Raw genomic sequence first — 15,666 nt, 5'->3', positions numbered from 1 at the left:
AGAGCGGGAGGGGGGATCCGATTCCAGGTCCCTCTCCCAAGTTAGGAGAGGGCTAGGGTGAGGGTGGTTCGGGCGACAACGCAAAAGATTTGTCAGTCGATCAGGATGGCATCCATAAGAAAACGAGGAGATGACATGCTACCATCCCCTCATTGGAGTTAACTCAAATCGAGTCATCCACTGTACCCAGAGATTATTTACGACATAGCTTTGCTAAATGCTGGAGCTAAAGTACTCACAGGTATTGCATCACCACTTGCTAAGATTTCTGGAAAATGGTGGGTATTGGGGGCGTGCATCACCTGGATACCGAGCGTCGCTCGATTGAGGATATCGGCATCGGTGGGAATTACTTTCCCCTGGCTATCCAGGATGGATTGGTTGAAGTTAAAGCCATTCAAGTTAAATGCCATGACCCCAATCCCCAGAGCCGCAGACCAGATGCCTACAGTGGGCAAGGCAACCAGTAAAAAATGCACTGTGCGGCTATTCCGAAATCCTAAAGAGGGAATCAGCAACCGTCCCAGATAGCCCACGTGTCCTGCCATCAGATTATAGGTTGCTTCCTGTTGCCCAAAGTGGTATCCAGTATTTGCAGATTCCAGATCAGAGGTTTCCCGGATCAAACTTGCTGTCACCAGAGAGCCATGCATTGCGCTCAACAGAGCACCTCCAAACACACCTGCAACCCCAATCATATGCAAGGGGTGCATCATGATGTTGTGAGCAGCTTGAAATGCAAACATAAAGTGGAACGTGCCTGCAATGCCCAAGGGTAAGCCTTCCGAAAAGCTACCCTGTCCGATCGGATAAACCAAGAGTACAGCAGTTGCAGCCGCAACCGGAGCGGAAAATGCCACTGCAATCCAGGGACGCATTCCCAGACGATAGCTCAACTCCCACTGACGACCCATGTATGCAAAAATGCCAATCAAAAAGTGCAATACAATTAACTGGTAAGGGCCACCGTTGTAGAGCCACTCGTCAACAGATGCAGCCTCCCAAATGGGATAAAAGTGCAGCCCGATCGCTGCAGAAGTAGGAATCACCGCAGCCGTAATCAGATTGTTGCCATCCAGGAGAGAACCAAGTACGGGTTCGCGAATCCCCTCCATATCGACAGGCGGAGCCGCAATAAATGCCAGAGTGAAAACGATTGTGGCAACCAGTAATGTTGGAATCATCAAGACTCCAAACCAACCGATATACAAACGATTCTCAGTACTGGTAATCCAATTACAGAACCAATCCCAGGTGCTGATATCCAGAGATGGTCGTTTCTTAATCGCAACAGTCATAAGAAGAAGCCTCCTTATATGACTTATATGAGGAGAATAGCTTGGGTTTGTAAGGTGAAGCAGTAAAAATGATGGTACTTACAAACCAAGAATCATTACTTCGATCGCTGGGACGCGACCGAACAGATCTGCCTACCCGTCTCACCACTCAAAGAATCGGCATGAAACCTTCTCCTGTAGCGTGGCCTGACAGATCCGTAAAGCTTGAAAGATAGATCCTAATGTAGATCTTAGGAGATGATTCTATAATCAACGAGTTATTTAATCATCTTTTAGGATTACTGGGATTCAATTGAGGATTGGGTTTCCTACAGCCAAAAGGATTTGAATAGCTGCATCGATATTGAAGCAATACTGACTTATTGAAGCAATACTGACTTATCTTGCTCCTGATAGCCAGACACCTTAAAAATGACATTTTTGTTGGCAAAATGTCACTTTTCTTAAAAGATCCTCAAGAAGAGCAGAAAAGTTTGTTTTCGTCCCTACTATTTATAAGTGAAAAATTTGCCTCTATCTCAAGCGAGATTCCCCAATCTTCCAAAGGAGAGTTTATGCAGTTTCTTGGCGATACCGTTGCCCTATCACGGATTCAATTTGCGTTAACCGCCATCTTCCACATGCTATGGCCTGTTCTCACAACTGGCATGGCAATTTACCTAATCATCATTGAAGGGTTATGGCTCAAAACCCGTAATTTGCAATACTATCACCATGCTCGCTTCTGGTCAAAGTTGTATGTTCTCAATTTTGGCATTGGAGTCGCCTCAGGATTGCCCATGGCATTTCAATTTGGTTTGAATTGGGCACCCTTTTCAGAATCGGTAGGCGACTTCTTCGGAACGGTTTTAGGCTTTGAAGGCACGATGGCATTCATGTTAGAGGCCAGTTTCCTCGGCATTATGCTGTTTGGGTGGGAACGGGTACCTCCGGTGATTCACTTTATCTCCACCATCCTGGTTGCGATTGGAGCAAATCTTTCAACTTTCTGGATTCTGGCGGCGAATTCCTGGCTCCAAACTCCTGCTGGCGGCGAGTTTGTGAATGGTAGATTTGTAGTGCAAGACTACTTTCAGGCGATCGCCAATCCATTCATGGTCAAAAGCTTTCTCCATATGTTCTTTGCAACCCTGGAGACTTCCCTGTTTGTCATTGGTGGCATCAGTGCCTGGTATGTGTTGAATCAACGTCATGCGGAGTTCTTTTCCAAGTCTCTCAAAGTGATTCTGGCAGGACTGATTATCGTTGCTCCTTTACAGATCTTTATTGGACACCTGAGCGCAGAGCAGGTCTACCACTATCAGCCTGCTAAACTCGCGGCGATGGAGGCTCAGTGGGACACTATTCCTGCCGGAGAACGGGCAGATTGGAGTTTGTTGGCCATTCCTAACGATCGGGCAGAGCGCAATGAGTGGGAGGTCAAAATTCCAGGCGCACTCAGTTACTTACTGGAACTGAAACCAGCCCTGGACGAACCCGTGAAGGGGCTGAAGGAATGGGAACCCGCAAACCGTCCTCACATGATTGGTCTGATCTACTATTCATTCCGCATCATGTCTGGAATTGGGATGTTCTTTGCTGCCCTGATGGGCATTAGCGTGATTCAATGGCTGCGGGGCAAACTGGCAGCAGGAGCGATCACTGAGCAAAAATGGTTAATGCGAGCCTGGATTTTGGCGGCTCCTTTAGGTTATCTGGCAGTAGAAACAGGCTGGATTGTGCGTTGTGTGGGACGGCAACCCTGGATTGTGTATGGCGAGATGCGGACTGTTGAATCGGCATCTAACCTTCCCGCTGGCGAAATTTTGTTTTCTCTGGTGGGACTGACCAGTATGTACCTGGTGTTCCTGACGGCAGCCCTGTTCTTTGGCAGTCGGATTATTCGCAAAGGCCCCAATCTGGAGCTACCCGCTCCTGTGATTGGCAGTCAGCCCAAGTTAGGGATTGAACTGGCGCAGCACGAACCCGATCGCCGTCCCGCAGAAGCGCAGCAGTAGGAGGTTGAGATGGAATCCTTACAACAATTCTTGCCCCAAGTCTGGTTTTTTATTCTGGGACTGTTCTTGTTTCTCTATGTTCTGTTGGATGGATTTGATCTGGGGGTTGGCATTCTCTCCTTAACAGCTTCCAGCGAAGAGCGGCGCAGCATTTTGATGACCAGTCTGGGCAACGTTTGGGATGCGAATGAAACCTGGCTGGTGCTGATGGGTGGGTCACTCTTTGGAGCATTTCCCCTGGCTTATGCCACCATTCTTAATGCCCTCTATCTGCCAGCCGTGATTATGGTGGTAGGATTGATTTTGCGGGCTGTTTCATTTGAATTCCGCGAAAATGCAGACAATAAGTTCGTCTGGAATATTACCTTTGGAGTCGGTAGCTTTGTCGCTGCCCTGGGGCAGGGGTTTGCCCTGGGGAGCGTGTTTGAAGGCATTACGGTGGATGCGGCAGGCCACTTCGCGGGTGGAATTTGGGATTGGCTGACCTGGCGATCGATTATCGTTGCGCTGACCCTGATTCAGGCTTACGTCCTGGTTGGCTCTACCTACTTGATTCTCAAAACCTCTGGTGAGTTACAGGATACCCATTACAGAACTGCCACGATCGCCACTTGGACAACGCTGGCAGGTGCCGTGTTCATTACAGTAACAACTCCGATTCTGTCTGAGCAAGCACGGGCTTTGTTATTTACTGCGCCCATGGTCTACATTTTTGGGTTGATTCCCTTATTGGGAGGTGTGTTAATCTGGTTGCTGCTACAAAGTCTGAAAAATCGAGAAGAGAATACTCCCTTAATTTGGACATTTCTCCTCTTTGCCCTGTCGTTTATAGGCTTAGGATTTCTCATCTTTCCCAATATCATCCCTCCTAGCATCACTATCTATGAAGCTGCTGCTGCACCCAGTTCCCTGGTCTTTATGCTCACATTCATTGGCTTTCTGATTCCCATCATGCTGGCTTACAATGTCTATAACTACGTGGTGTTTCGCGGCAAAGTAGCTGGCGATAGCTATGGAGAGTAAGTGAGGGACTGAATCAATGAGGATGTTAGGGCATGCCCAAGTTGCCAATTGAACAAGACCGACCACGATCGTCCCGTGCTTTGAGCCTGAGCAGAAATTGGATGCTATGGGAATCGTGGGTGGTGGCGATGGCACTCGCTCAAGTCGTGGGACTGGAAGCTGCCCTGTTGAAAGATGTATTTTACTGGGAGCCTGGGTGGGGGGAGTACTGGGAATTGCCCAATGGTTTGTGCTGAAACACCATATTCGTCAGGCTCTCTGGTGGGTACTTGCGAACGCCCTCGCCTGGGCAGTGGGTTTGGGCGTTGCGTTTATGGGCGCAGGCATGATGCGGACTGGTGATTTCTCCAACCTGAAAACTGCTTTGGCGGGTGCGGCAACCGGGCTGTCAATGGGGGCAGTCGTTGGAGCGATTACCGGGATTGCCCTGGTTTGGCTGTTGAAGCTGCGTCAACTAGGACGTAATTGAGCATGCTTAGGAGACTCACCATGATCAAAGCATCGGACATTATGACCCAGGAAGTAGCCACAATTCGTAGTTGGGCGACAGTAGCGGAGGCCGTCAAGTTGATGCAGCAGCAGGGATGGCGATCGTTGATTGTAGACCGCTGCCATGACCAGGATGCTTACGGCATTCTGACTGAAACTGATATTGTGTACAAAGTAATTGCATTGGGTAAGGATCCCAACCGGGTACGTGTATTTGAAATTATGACGAAACCCTGTATTACGGTGAGTCCGGATTTGGGGATAGACTATGTAGCTCGCTTGTTTGCTGAGCACCATCTGGTAAGAGCACCCGTAATTCAGGGGCAATTGCTGGGAATTATTTCACTTGCGGATATTCTGTCCTGCCATCCCTTTATTGAGCAACCTCAAGCCCTTGTTTGGGAACAGACCATTCAGGCTGCAATCGACCGTGCTCAAGCGATTTGTGCTGCAACCGGAGCAACCTCACCAGCGTGTTTGTCAGCCTAGACTGAGGTAGAAGCCCTGCAATCTGAGGCTGCTCATCAGCAAGCGAAAAAGCTACCTAAGACAGCATTTGAAGAATTCTGTGAGGAGTTTCCTGAAGCGATGCAGGCACGCACGCTGGATAATCTGTGCAGCGGATGATTCACCAGGAGTATAGATAGGGTTGGTAAATTACAACTGACCTTAGCGTAGGCGATCGGCTGTACTTTTAATAACACTGGCAACTGGAACAGCAATGACCAGGCCCAACACTCCTCCCACTTTACCGCCCAGAAATAAGGCCGCAATTAACCAGATCGGATTTAAGCCGATCGTTTCTCCCATCAGGCGGGGAGATATCACAATATCGTTAATCTGGCCAATGACGATCGCTGTGATCAATACTTCGAGGCCTTTGCCAAAGTCCTGCAGGGCGACAATGATACTGACCAGAATTGTGGCTAAACCGCTGCCATAGGGAATCAGAGTAGCAGTGCCGATCGTCACGCCAAATAGCACCGCATAAGGTACCCCCCAGACCAGTAACCCCAGCGTCTGGGCAATACTCAAAACGCCTGCCAGGATTACCTGGGTACCAAAATAGCGCCGAAAGGTGTTCTGAATGGAATTCTGCAACGTTTCGTTCCAGGGAGCCGGAAGCCAACTGAAAATACCGTTCCAGGCTTCCTCACCCCCAACAACCATAAAAATGGTTAACACGATGAAGAATAAAACATTTACCACGCTGTTAATTGTCTCGGTGACGATCGCCAACAGTCGATTGCTGGCTAACTGAAATAGTCCAGTGAGTTGATTGATGGCCTGGTTCAGCAGATCTGTCAAATTAATGGGTAAGTTCTGGGCGATCGCATACTCCCTCAGATTCTGCAGTTGTCGCTGACTGGAATCCAGGATCTGAGGTAAGCTGGCGACCAGTGCCCGTAATTGTTCCAGGATGAGCGGACCAATCGTCAAGCTCACTCCGGTCAGAATCAACAAAGCGGTGAGCATGACGATCGCGATCGCCCAGGCTCTGGGGATGCCTCGCTTATAAAGAAACTGAGTGGGCAAGTCCAGCAGGAAGGCAAAGATCGCTGCCGCTGCAAAAATACCAATAAACGGGCTTAAATAATCCACCAACTGCAACAGCAACCAACCGTTGAGAAAGCCCAGGGGAAAGATCAGCCAGAGTTTGAGCCAGCCAGGAAGTGCCTTAATGGATTCAATCATGGATGGTTCTTAAGCTCCTAGTTCTAAGATAATTTTGAACTTGGGATTTGAGATTTGGGATTGCTTCGCCCGCTCCCCCATCTTCTCCATCCTCCCTATCACTCATCACCCCGCCACCCCATCACCTTCCGACCTCTCCACTTTAAATCCTGGGGCCGTGTAAGTAGAGGCAAACGGTGCCCGGATGAGAAACAGAGTTTTGCCGTCGAGCATTACAGGTACCCCATTGTCTGAAGCCACAGGTCCAGAGGGAACCTGCGATCGACTCAAGGCTACCGGATTAACGATCAAACTGGCAGTCAGCAGAAAGACAATTAGCAACCGGAGGAATCGTTTCATGGTTGGGTTGAGGGAACTAGAACAGTGAGAGCGGCAGGTAAACACTCAATCTCCAAAGAGGTCGCCTCTACCACTTCACCATCAATCACCACTTTCTGAGGAGGGCTTGTGGAGATCTTAAGCCGTGGAGTGCGGAAATGAAAAAGGTTCTCGATTTCAGGCGTCCCCCCGATCAGAGCCGCCCCCATCAGTTGCATTAACCCCGAAACGGCCTGGAATTTCTGCTGAAAGGATTTGGGTGAATTCTGGGCTACGACCACCGTCACGTCCAGCAGGCCATCATCAAACACCACACTGCCTGCCCCCTGAGCCAGCATGGAGGTTGGGGGAGCGGCATTGGCAACAGTCAGAGCAGCAGATTGGAAATGGTAGTCTACCCCATCGATTTCTAGATCCACATTGAAGGGTTGCTGCTCACTCAACTGCTGCCAGCCCGCCATGAAATAAGCCAGTGGCCCCACCGATCTTTTAATTCGCGACTGGCCTTTTCCACCGTTTCGGCTTCGTAGCCAATCCCGGCTAGCAAAATCATCGGCAACCCATTACACCGTGCAGCATCCACTGATCGCGGCTGGCCAGTCAAAAGCGTCTGGCAGGATCGGCGTAGGGGGGCGATCGCACTGGGAATCCCCAGCGCCAGACAAAAGGCATTGGCCGTACCTCTGGGAATAATGCCTAAAGGAATGCCTGTATTGATTAATTCTCCCGCTACGGCGGACACAGTACCATCTCCTCCAGAGGCAATAACTAGATCGGAGTTCGCGGCTATAGCCTTTTTGGCTAAATCGGCGGCAGAAATATCCGGAGTGGTGAGCAGAACATGCAAATTCAGGTGAGGTTCCAGCAGATCCCGAATCAGCGCCAGTTCCTGCTGAGAGTCTCCCTGTCCGGCAATGGGATTGAAGATTAAGTGGGCATGGCGGATATGAGCCAAATTATCGACGATCGCTTCAGCCGTTGCCAGGTTTGTTGCTAACGGCACATTGTGAATCTGGCACACTCGCAGCAGCGCCATAATATCCAGTTCAGGAGCCGCAGGTTGGCTGAAGTCCAGAGGACAAAACACCGCCATGATTTGCGCCTGAATCACCCGCGCCGCAACCTCTAAATCTCCCCCCAACGAGATGGCTGAAATAGCATCAAACGGCAAGCCCGTAATGCGTCTTAAATACTGAGCCAGGGGATCCGGGGCAATTAATTGATAGCGCGAGAAAACTGGAAGATGCTGTTGAATCAGAAGAACCAACTCATCCTTTTGACTATCAGGAGCAAGAAATGCAATTGTAGGAGCCATATCGTTTATGGACATTCAACCTGGGTTCGGGCGCGTTGTAGAGCAGCCTTAAGATTTTGGACATCAGGCTGGATCGATTGCTGAGCCTGGACTAGAGTTGCTTTATCAGGAATACTATTGATTTTCCGTTGCAATTGCTGGTATGAGTCTTTGACTTCCCGAATCTCGGCTTTCTGGTATTTCTCAGCCGCCTCACTCACTCGTTGAGTTGCCTTTTCTACTGCCTTTTGAGCATCTTTAAGTTGCCCAACTGTAGCATTCCCTTGAAGCCTCTGTAAGGCAGCAACAGCCTGATCGTGATCCGACAATGCCCTGCAGAGGTCGACCTTTGCCTGATCAACAGCAGGCTGACACCCTGCGATCGTCCCAAGTGGAACAGCAAATACTGTCAACCACTGAGTTAAATTTCTCATCCTGCAACCTCTTGTAAATTCATGAAAAACCGTAGGATTCATCAGGATTCATGTAGATCACAAATTAGAATTCGATCCTCCTAGCCCCCTTAAAAAGGGCTACCGTATACACACAAGTGACTCAGACATGACCGTCACCAAAATTCAACCATTACACCCAAACTCCTGACTTGGGGAAGTCTCCCAGGTTTAGACCTTGGGTTGTACAAGATGTGTGTACACAGTAGCTTAAAGACGGAAAAACCGAACCGAAAACGGTTTGAAGCCTCTCTTTTGAAGGGAGACTGAGGGGAATCGATCAGAGATTTTATCACCAAAATAAATTCATCTTCGATCTACTGAGCATTGATTGCTACCGTACTACTGGTTGAGGGGCTTGCGCGAAAATAAAATCCCTATGATGGCTTTACAGCCAGCGTCTAACCCATCCTACAGCCAGTACATGATTTAACGGCAAATCCCTTATTTGATCGCTAATGCCTGCTCAATCTTTCTAATGGCGGCGGCTTCATCACCACTAGTGCGTTCACCCCCAATTCCCAGGAAGCCACTCTCCTTCACCGCATTAGCAACACTGGTAGCCAATGATACCAGCCATTTGCGAAACTCATCTGCCTGATTCAACGTCACTTTGCTTGCCAGAATAGAGGGCACTTGCTCGAGATGCGCCAGCGCCTGATTGCGTCCTTCTCCGGCATCTTTCAATGCTTGCAGTTCTCCCAAAAGCTGGAACTCTTTTTTTCAGCAATAACTGTTCGCCCTGAATTGATTCCTGAGCATCAGCAGCTTTCATATCAGCCATTAAAGCATTCACCAGATCGCTAGCAGTGGTTTGCTGCTGCTGCTCGCTTAACAGGCTGACAGCGGCATAGGCTTCCTTCAAAAAGGTTACTGGATCGGTTTTATCAGCCAAAATGACTGCCTTGATCACATGCATGGGGGCCTGCAGCATCACCTGCCACTCTGCATCTGTAAAGTATTGTTGACTCATACATACTCCTCATTGACGCTAACAACAAATTAAGAACGAGTGAAATTTCCGGGAGATCAGAAACAGGCCGATCTGAACTCATCGGTGCGATTAAGCGATGCAATGTTGACCGAATCGCACCCAGGGTGGAAGCGTTATGTGGACAATAGCGCACTCTACCCCGGTTGAGTTGCATTCAGCAACTGAATTGACAACTCTGCTAGGGGTAAAACTCAAATATAGGAAACTGCTAAAATAGCCAATAAAATTAAAGAATTAAAACTTACCCAGATCCAAAACCATCGGTTCTTTGATAGGAAAACTAGCCTTCTCTAGCTAGACTTAGGCTAACCGGTAAGTACTGGAAAAACTAGAGGGTGAAGGCTGTTTCGGCTTCTGGGCGGGCAAGGCTAATGGTTTGTTTTTATTTCGTGACAGCGCGCGCGGAATCTTGAGAGAAAAGCGATCGCGGCTGCGACGATCGCTCTATATAGAGGTCCTTGCGAATAGTGAATTCGCCTTTTGGCTGATCCTAAACCCCAAAAATATGAAACTGATAAGAAGAAGGGGGATGAGTAGAGGGGTGAAGCAGTAAAACTACTATTCCTCTTTCCCCATCTTCCATCCTCTATCCCTCATCCCCCGCCATCGACCTGTTCTATATTAAATGATAATAACAGGCAAAATTTAGTAACTACTGATGTTTACAGAAACGCGATCGCCCCGGTCAACACGGAAACACTTCTTTGGACTGTGTGTGGCTTTATTTATGGTGGCCTTTACGTTAGGAGTCGTGCCGCCAATGATGCCTGCGATCGTGCGAGAGTTCAACTCCAGCCTGAGCTACATCCAGAGTACTTTGGTGTTGTCTTCTCTGGTAACGGCTTCTTTCACTCCCACTACTGAAAACCTGAGTAAGGTGTTTGGCCGCAAAAAGGTGATGCAGGCTGGCTTAGGGTTTTACGCGATCGGGTTGCTAGGGGTTGCCACCAGTCCCCACATGCCAGCCTTTGCCGTGGCTTATACGTTAATTTTAGGAGTCGCTGCCAGTCCTGTTATTAACGCATCCTGGGCGTTGATGGATTATTTTTATGACGATGAGGCCGAAAAAAAGCAACGACTGTGCTGGTGCTGTTTTCCATTGTGGGGGGGCTGTTTGGAGCGTTATCTGCTGGCTTGATCGCAGCAAAACTCACTTGGCGGATCGCCTTTCTGCCGCAAGTCCTGATGGTACTGGCAGTTTTTTTTCTGATTCGTTCAGTTTATTACCCTCAGCGAGTGACTGAGCTACTGATCGATTGGGTGGGGGGATTACTTGCCCTCATGGGGTCGGGGTTAACGCTGTTGGGAGTGAGCCTAGCAGGCCAGTATGGTTGGTGGGCACCCAAGGAAATATTTGCAGTGGCTGGGTTCGTGCTACCCCCGTTTTCACTGTCGATCGTACCCGTCTTGATTGCAGCGGGGATGGTGTTTTTAGGAATTTTTGTATTCTGGCAACGGCGAACGACTCGTCTGGGTCGCCCCAGCTTGATCAGAGCTGGATTGCTGCGGCGCAAAGTTTTTGTCCTGGGAGTGCTGGTTGCTATCCTGCACAGTATTGTCACGGCGGGTGTGCAGTTTAATCTCTATCAATTTATTCCCCCCATTATGGGGCTGAATACGTTTCAAACTGCCTTGGCCGTTTTTCCCTATACCCTGGCTTGCCTGATCACCTTTTTGGCCGTCGTGTTCAATGCCAATCTGCGAACCGCCTCTCCTAGAACCACGGTGCAAATTGGTCTGGTACTGGTTGCCCTGGGCATTTTTTTGCTCTATCAGGCGATCGCCCAACCGACGGCCCTGCGAATTCTTCCGGCATTGGCTGTCATGGGGGTAGGGTCAGGGCTGTTTTTTACCAGTATTTCCACTATTCCCTTCTCAGCGGCAAAACCCCAGGAAAAAGCAGAGGCCAGTGGCGTTTACAATCCGTTGCAAAACGTTGGCAATTCTCTGGGGCGGGGCGTGTTTGGCACCCTGTTAATTAGCATTTTCAGCATCCGATTGGTCGATGGCGTCACTTATAACCTTGGTCAAACTCTGGATCCAGTCACCCGACAAGCAGCGATTAACAAGCTGGAGGCGGTGATCCAAACGTTTACCCCAGAAGACGAGCAAGCCTTCTTTCAGAAATTGCCCGCTAATGTGCTGACAGAAATTAAGCAAGTTGTGCCAGCCTCTGCGATTGCTGGCATCCGCCTATCGTTTCTGATTCTCCTAAGTTTGAGTCTGATGGCGCTGGTGTTGACGCTATTGCTACCCCAGCGGTATGTTTCACCAACACTGACGGAGAAAAATATGATTGCAAGGGGGAGGGTTGAAGGGGTGGAGGAGTGAAGGTGATGAAGGATTCCCCATTGTTTGCCATACCAGAGACCAACGGTCGCCGTGCCCATGACGATCGCATAAATCCCCAATACCCTGGCAATCAGACTTAAATTATGAGGCTGAGCAGAAGCATCTAAGATTTCGTCCTTGCCCAGTAGTTTTTTGCCTTCTTATGACTCTCTTATATTTTTATTTCATTCTTTCTAAGAGGATGTTTGAGAAGTTCTCTTGCTGGTAACAAAACGGTTTAGATCCCCCTAAATCCCCCTTAAAAAGGAGGACTTTGAGCCCTTAGTCCCCCTTAAAAAAGGGGGACTAAGGGGAATCAACAGATGCCTTTCGTTACAACAAATGACTTTTCAAACCCCCTCTAAGAAAGACAATGGGTTGCTGGCTGCCCAGACAACACAAACATTCTTATAAATTTCTTACTTTCTCACGCAAGTCTCATATCCAGGGTTTAATGGGTGATGTTCATTTCTTAGAAGCACTGATTCAGATTACTTAATTAACCCCCAACTTGGGCTGCCTCCGCTTCTACCCCATTCAAGTGGTATTGAGTTATGCAACATAAGACTACTTCCTCAGTCATTTTTAAGTCGTTGGTATCTCTGGCGATCGCCCCCGTTTTCGTCAGTGCGGTGTTGTCAGCGACTCGCTACGACAAAACCTTGGCCCAATCTCCGGCACCCTCTCAAACGTTTCCCCTACCCAGTGCTTTGCCAAACGGTACAACGGTGAGGCTGGATGGTTCCAGTAGCATGACGGTAACCAACAATGACTTGAAAAAGCGCTTTGAGGAGAAGTTTCCTGGTTCTGTGATCAGCCTGTCCGGCAATGGCACAGATGCAGCCTTGCAGGCATTGCAGAAGGGGGAGATTGACCTTGCTGCGATCGGTCGACTGTTGACAGATGAGGAAAAAGCCCAGGGGTTAATGGAAGCCCCTCTTAGCCGCCAAAAGATTGCCATTATTGTCAGTTCAGCCAACCCATTTAAGGGATCGATCACGGATGATCAATTCGTCAAGATTTTCCGGGGCGAAATCAAGAACTGGTCAGAACTGGGTGGCCCTAATGTGCCAATTCGGTTCATCGATCGGCCTGCCTCCAGTGATACCCGGCAAGCACTCAGTCGCTATCCAGGATTTAACAGTGGCTTGCAAACAGGTGCGAATGCTACTCAAGTCGCTCAGGATGATACCTCTGCTGTAATCAAAGAACTGGGTGCGGACGGAATTAGCTATGCGATCGTCGATCAGGTGGTCAATCAACCCGACGTGGTAGCGCTACCAATGCATGATATCCCGCCCACAGATTCGCGCTATCCTTACTCCCAACCCCGCAACTATGTCTATAGGAGACAACCGAATCCTGGCGTAGTTGCATTCCTGGGTTTTGCTACGGCAACCCTGGGGCAAGATACCTTACCACCACCAGCTAACCCACCTGGGGCCGCAGTTGTTCCTGCCAGTCCAGCGGCTCCGGCTTCTGGGGCGGTGGCTCCAACGGCTAATCCTGCTCCGACAGCAGCCCCCGCGGAACAAGAAGGTGGCTTTGATCTATCGTTCCTGTGGTGGTTGCTCATTCCTTTGGTGGGAATTCCCCTTTTATTCTGGTTACTAAAAGGACGGGGAGCGGCTCCTCCTGGAAGCATTGCTGCAACTCAGTCGGGCCGCATGATTTTAGTAGCCCGCAATTGTCGGGATGCTTATGCTTATTGGGAAGTACCACCAGAAACCTTTGAGGAGGCCCGTCGCCAGGGAGGACGAGACTTGAAGGTACGGTTGCATGATATTACAGATGTTCCGGGTCTGGATGGACAGACTCCCCATAAGGTGCAAGAGTTCTCCTGTAGTGAAAATGTTCAGGACTTTCACATTCCTGTTGATGTAGACGATCGCACCTATGCTGCAGAACTGGGTTACGTCACCGATACAGGCGAATGGTTGAGGATCGCTCACTCCGATCCGGTTCATGTTCCTGCCTGTATTCCAGATAGCGCAGGGGTGAGTACAGCAGCTGCAGCCGCAGCAGGTGGAATGATCACTGGTGGGGCGGCTCGCTCAGACACTCAACCTGGAACTCCGGGAACTGAGGAGGCTACTCGATCGGTCACCAACCGCCTGGATGATGTTCCTGCAACGACCAGTGATGCGATCAAAGCAGCAGGAGCAACTCTAGCCGGAGGAGCCGCCGCAGTAGCGGGTGCCAGTGCTGACGCGGCAGCATTGTTCGATCGCAGTCAGGCCACGGGACGAGGCGAGACAGCCCAACCAGCACTAGACTATCGCATTACTCTGGAACCACGCGGTGCTGGGCAGGCTTATGTGTCTTGGGAGGTTGCCGAAGCTTATAAGCAGGCACTCCGAGATCGGGGCGGTCGCCAGCTAACCTTGCAGATTCATGATGCCACGAATATTGACATCGACTATCATCGGCCCCATAGTACACAAACCTATGCCTGCGATGAAACCGATCAGGAAAAATATGTTGCCATTCCGGTTGCCGATCGCGACTATGTGGCCGATCTGGGCTACTTTACGGATGATAATCGTTGGTTACGGTTAGCCCGCTCTATGCATGTTCACGTTCCCGCCAATTCATAAGTGCGATCGCACCAATGAACGGCATAGCGCATGGATTCAGAGATTGATTCAGTGAGTTTGTTCTTTTTTCATGAGGCAACTATCATGGGTCTATTTTTTGATGTTTTAAGTTCCATTAATAACCCCAACCAGCAAGGGAGTGTCACCCAATTGGCAACCGTTGTCGGCGGTTTACAACAACTGGCAACCAGTCACGGAATTGATATCTCACAAATGCAGCCGGTACTGTCTTCTGTGGGGGGCTTTTTGGGGCCTGCCCTGCAACAGCAACAGGGGGTGCTGGGGAGCGGTTCCTTGGAAAATCTGGTTGGCCAACTGGGAGGTTCTGGTGCTCCGACAACTGCCATGCAATCCCTACTTCCTCCCCAACTACAGCAGCAACTGATACAGACCGTTTCCCAGAAAACAGGTTTGGATGCCGGGATGTTGCAGGGTTTGTTACCCAACCTGATTCCTGCGGTTATGGGGCCTTTAAATATGGGTTCCAGCCAGTCCGGAACCGGGGGCAATAATGCGTTGCTCAGTGCTTTCTTAAAGGGTGGCAGTAATGCTGACCTCGGTGAAGTATTGAAGTTCGCAAACCGTTTCCTGAATCCCCCTCAATAAGGGTTCAGGTCTGGCTGACTGACAAATCTACTGAACACCTGCTACATCCCCAGCAAATCAATTTTCTAGCTCATGGCCAAAGTCATCCAAAGATAACTCAACAAAAGGTTCAGTCCATTTGAATGGATTTCCGCTGTTAGCCCAAAATTTATTTTTGGGCAGGTTGACAATAGAGATATGAGCCTTTCAGAACTTTTGTCAGAGGATCTTTAAAGGCCTGTTTCTTTGTTACCCTGGCGACTGAAGTCGCGGCTATCCAGAGAAAACCTGTCGACGCAGGTTACTGAAAACCTTGATTTGATTCAGCCTGCGTCGGCAGACTGGGTGAGTGTAGTCGCAGTTTTAAGCGCCACATACTTTTCTCAGATTTCAGGGATCAGTTGGGATAGTGCTGAGTGCTGAGAACTAGAACTGTTCTACTGAGCATTTCTGCTTGACCAACTCCTAGCTTCTTCGGTCGGCCATTCCAATAAGCGAGCAATTTGGGTGGGTAAGGTAGTGGGGTCAAAGGGGGGTACGTGTCACCTTCTTGGTAGGAAAATTAGGCTAGAGGAGAAGAATATCCCTTGCAT

The 15,666-nt window shown here is 49.5% G+C and carries 18 protein-coding genes; 10 read left to right on the top strand and 8 right to left on the bottom strand.

What is annotated here, in order from left to right:
- Window positions 1-197 precede the first annotated feature (197 nt).
- The gene (psbA, locus tag ACUVQO_RS13705; RefSeq protein WP_445926430.1) at window positions 198-1,298 is read right to left on the bottom strand and encodes a photosystem II q(b) protein; all 1,101 of its coding nucleotides are present in this window, start codon (window positions 1,296-1,298) and stop codon (window positions 198-200) included.
- Between the two features lie 554 nt (window positions 1,299-1,852).
- On the opposite strand from psbA, the gene ACUVQO_RS13700 reads away from it, so the two are divergent.
- From ACUVQO_RS13700 to ACUVQO_RS13675, 6 genes are read left to right on the top strand one after another with little or no spacing between them, the layout of a single operon-like run.
- Window positions 1,853-3,295 (top strand): cytochrome ubiquinol oxidase subunit I, encoded by a 1,443-nt coding sequence (locus ACUVQO_RS13700; protein ID WP_445926429.1) that lies wholly within the window; start codon window positions 1,853-1,855, stop codon window positions 3,293-3,295.
- A 9-nt stretch (window positions 3,296-3,304) separates the two neighbouring features.
- Window positions 3,305-4,318 (top strand): cytochrome d ubiquinol oxidase subunit II, encoded by a 1,014-nt coding sequence (cydB, locus tag ACUVQO_RS13695; protein WP_445926428.1) that lies wholly within the window; start codon window positions 3,305-3,307, stop codon window positions 4,316-4,318.
- 32 nt (window positions 4,319-4,350) lie between these two features.
- Window positions 4,351-4,554 carry a hypothetical protein gene (locus tag ACUVQO_RS13690; RefSeq protein ID WP_445926427.1) on the top strand — a complete coding sequence of 68 codons (204 nt, stop codon included), beginning with the start codon at window positions 4,351-4,353 and terminating at the stop codon, window positions 4,552-4,554.
- Complete coding sequence (locus ACUVQO_RS13685; protein ID WP_445926426.1) at window positions 4,515-4,787, top strand: hypothetical protein; 273 nt, start codon at window positions 4,515-4,517, stop codon at window positions 4,785-4,787. The genes ACUVQO_RS13690 and ACUVQO_RS13685 overlap by 40 nt, the downstream gene beginning before the upstream one ends.
- A 20-nt stretch (window positions 4,788-4,807) precedes the next feature.
- On the top strand, window positions 4,808-5,296 hold the full coding sequence (locus ACUVQO_RS13680; RefSeq protein WP_445926425.1) for a CBS domain-containing protein: 489 nt from the start codon (window positions 4,808-4,810) through the stop codon (window positions 5,294-5,296).
- Window positions 5,297-5,311: 15 nt separating this feature from the next.
- A complete protein-coding gene (locus tag ACUVQO_RS13675) occupies window positions 5,312-5,434 on the top strand; it encodes a CP12 domain-containing protein (protein ID WP_445926443.1) in 123 nt (40 codons plus the stop codon).
- A gap of 42 nt (window positions 5,435-5,476) precedes the next feature.
- Here the strand turns inward: ACUVQO_RS13675 and ACUVQO_RS13670 are convergent, their stop codons facing one another.
- The 7 genes from ACUVQO_RS13670 to ACUVQO_RS13640 all read right to left on the bottom strand — a co-directional run bounded on the left by ACUVQO_RS13670 (window position 5,477) and on the right by ACUVQO_RS13640 (window position 9,539).
- Window positions 5,477-6,502 (bottom strand): AI-2E family transporter, encoded by a 1,026-nt coding sequence (locus tag ACUVQO_RS13670; protein WP_445926424.1) that lies wholly within the window; start codon window positions 6,500-6,502, stop codon window positions 5,477-5,479.
- A 105-nt stretch (window positions 6,503-6,607) separates the two neighbouring features.
- Window positions 6,608-6,841, bottom strand: coding sequence for a hypothetical protein (locus ACUVQO_RS13665; RefSeq protein ID WP_445926423.1), 234 nt, complete (start codon window positions 6,839-6,841; stop codon window positions 6,608-6,610).
- Entirely contained in the window at window positions 6,838-7,281 is a 444-nt protein-coding gene (locus tag ACUVQO_RS13660; protein WP_445926422.1) for a hypothetical protein, read from the bottom strand. Before ACUVQO_RS13660 ends, ACUVQO_RS13665 begins: the two co-directional genes overlap by 4 nt.
- Window positions 7,260-8,135 (bottom strand): diacylglycerol kinase family protein, encoded by an 876-nt coding sequence (locus ACUVQO_RS13655; protein ID WP_445926421.1) that lies wholly within the window; start codon window positions 8,133-8,135, stop codon window positions 7,260-7,262. The genes ACUVQO_RS13660 and ACUVQO_RS13655 overlap by 22 nt, the downstream gene beginning before the upstream one ends.
- A gap of 5 nt (window positions 8,136-8,140) precedes the next feature.
- Window positions 8,141-8,548 (bottom strand): hypothetical protein, encoded by a 408-nt coding sequence (locus tag ACUVQO_RS13650; protein ID WP_445926420.1) that lies wholly within the window; start codon window positions 8,546-8,548, stop codon window positions 8,141-8,143.
- Between the two features lie 462 nt (window positions 8,549-9,010).
- The gene (locus tag ACUVQO_RS13645; RefSeq protein WP_445926419.1) at window positions 9,011-9,172 is read right to left on the bottom strand and encodes a hypothetical protein; all 162 of its coding nucleotides are present in this window, start codon (window positions 9,170-9,172) and stop codon (window positions 9,011-9,013) included.
- On the bottom strand, window positions 9,156-9,539 hold the full coding sequence (locus ACUVQO_RS13640) for a hypothetical protein (protein ID WP_445926418.1): 384 nt from the start codon (window positions 9,537-9,539) through the stop codon (window positions 9,156-9,158). Before ACUVQO_RS13640 ends, ACUVQO_RS13645 begins: the two co-directional genes overlap by 17 nt.
- 679 nt (window positions 9,540-10,218) lie before the next feature.
- On the opposite strand from ACUVQO_RS13640, the gene ACUVQO_RS13635 reads away from it, so the two are divergent.
- The 4 genes from ACUVQO_RS13635 (at window position 10,219) to ACUVQO_RS13620 (ending at window position 15,094) form a co-directional block, all read left to right on the top strand.
- Window positions 10,219-10,698, top strand: a complete 480-nt coding sequence (locus ACUVQO_RS13635) for an MFS transporter (RefSeq protein WP_445926417.1) — start codon at window positions 10,219-10,221, stop codon at window positions 10,696-10,698.
- Window positions 10,647-11,891, top strand: a complete 1,245-nt coding sequence (locus ACUVQO_RS13630) for an MFS transporter (protein ID WP_445926416.1) — start codon at window positions 10,647-10,649, stop codon at window positions 11,889-11,891. The genes ACUVQO_RS13635 and ACUVQO_RS13630 overlap by 52 nt, the downstream gene beginning before the upstream one ends.
- A 554-nt stretch (window positions 11,892-12,445) precedes the next feature.
- Complete coding sequence (locus tag ACUVQO_RS13625) at window positions 12,446-14,488, top strand: DUF4912 domain-containing protein (RefSeq protein WP_445926415.1); 2,043 nt, start codon at window positions 12,446-12,448, stop codon at window positions 14,486-14,488.
- A gap of 84 nt (window positions 14,489-14,572) precedes the next feature.
- Window positions 14,573-15,094, top strand: coding sequence for a DUF937 domain-containing protein (locus ACUVQO_RS13620; protein ID WP_445926414.1), 522 nt, complete (start codon window positions 14,573-14,575; stop codon window positions 15,092-15,094).
- Window positions 15,095-15,666 lie beyond the last annotated feature (572 nt).

It is taken from the genome of Leptodesmis sp. (assembly GCF_052746595.1).
Note: the sequence above shows the minus strand (reverse complement) of the source record. Positions and strands in the feature narration are given on the sequence as shown.

Coding starts and splice junctions, on each gene's coding strand:
- psbA (WP_445926430.1), bottom strand. CDS start 1,298: ATGACTGTTGCGATTAAGAAACGACCATCTCTGGATATCAGCACCTGG.
- ACUVQO_RS13650 (WP_445926420.1), bottom strand. CDS start 8,548: ATGAGAAATTTAACTCAGTGGTTGACAGTATTTGCTGTTCCACTTGGG.
- ACUVQO_RS13690 (WP_445926427.1), top strand. CDS start 4,351: ATGCCCAAGTTGCCAATTGAACAAGACCGACCACGATCGTCCCGTGCT.
- ACUVQO_RS13670 (WP_445926424.1), bottom strand. CDS start 6,502: ATGATTGAATCCATTAAGGCACTTCCTGGCTGGCTCAAACTCTGGCTG.
- ACUVQO_RS13635 (WP_445926417.1), top strand. CDS start 10,219: ATGTTTACAGAAACGCGATCGCCCCGGTCAACACGGAAACACTTCTTT.
- ACUVQO_RS13665 (WP_445926423.1), bottom strand. CDS start 6,841: ATGAAACGATTCCTCCGGTTGCTAATTGTCTTTCTGCTGACTGCCAGT.
- ACUVQO_RS13700 (WP_445926429.1), top strand. CDS start 1,853: ATGCAGTTTCTTGGCGATACCGTTGCCCTATCACGGATTCAATTTGCG.
- ACUVQO_RS13640 (WP_445926418.1), bottom strand. CDS start 9,539: ATGAGTCAACAATACTTTACAGATGCAGAGTGGCAGGTGATGCTGCAG.
- ACUVQO_RS13620 (WP_445926414.1), top strand. CDS start 14,573: ATGGGTCTATTTTTTGATGTTTTAAGTTCCATTAATAACCCCAACCAG.
- ACUVQO_RS13655 (WP_445926421.1), bottom strand. CDS start 8,135: ATGGCTCCTACAATTGCATTTCTTGCTCCTGATAGTCAAAAGGATGAG.
- ACUVQO_RS13625 (WP_445926415.1), top strand. CDS start 12,446: ATGCAACATAAGACTACTTCCTCAGTCATTTTTAAGTCGTTGGTATCT.
- ACUVQO_RS13660 (WP_445926422.1), bottom strand. CDS start 7,281: ATGGCGGGCTGGCAGCAGTTGAGTGAGCAGCAACCCTTCAATGTGGAT.
- ACUVQO_RS13680 (WP_445926425.1), top strand. CDS start 4,808: ATGATCAAAGCATCGGACATTATGACCCAGGAAGTAGCCACAATTCGT.
- cydB (WP_445926428.1), top strand. CDS start 3,305: ATGGAATCCTTACAACAATTCTTGCCCCAAGTCTGGTTTTTTATTCTG.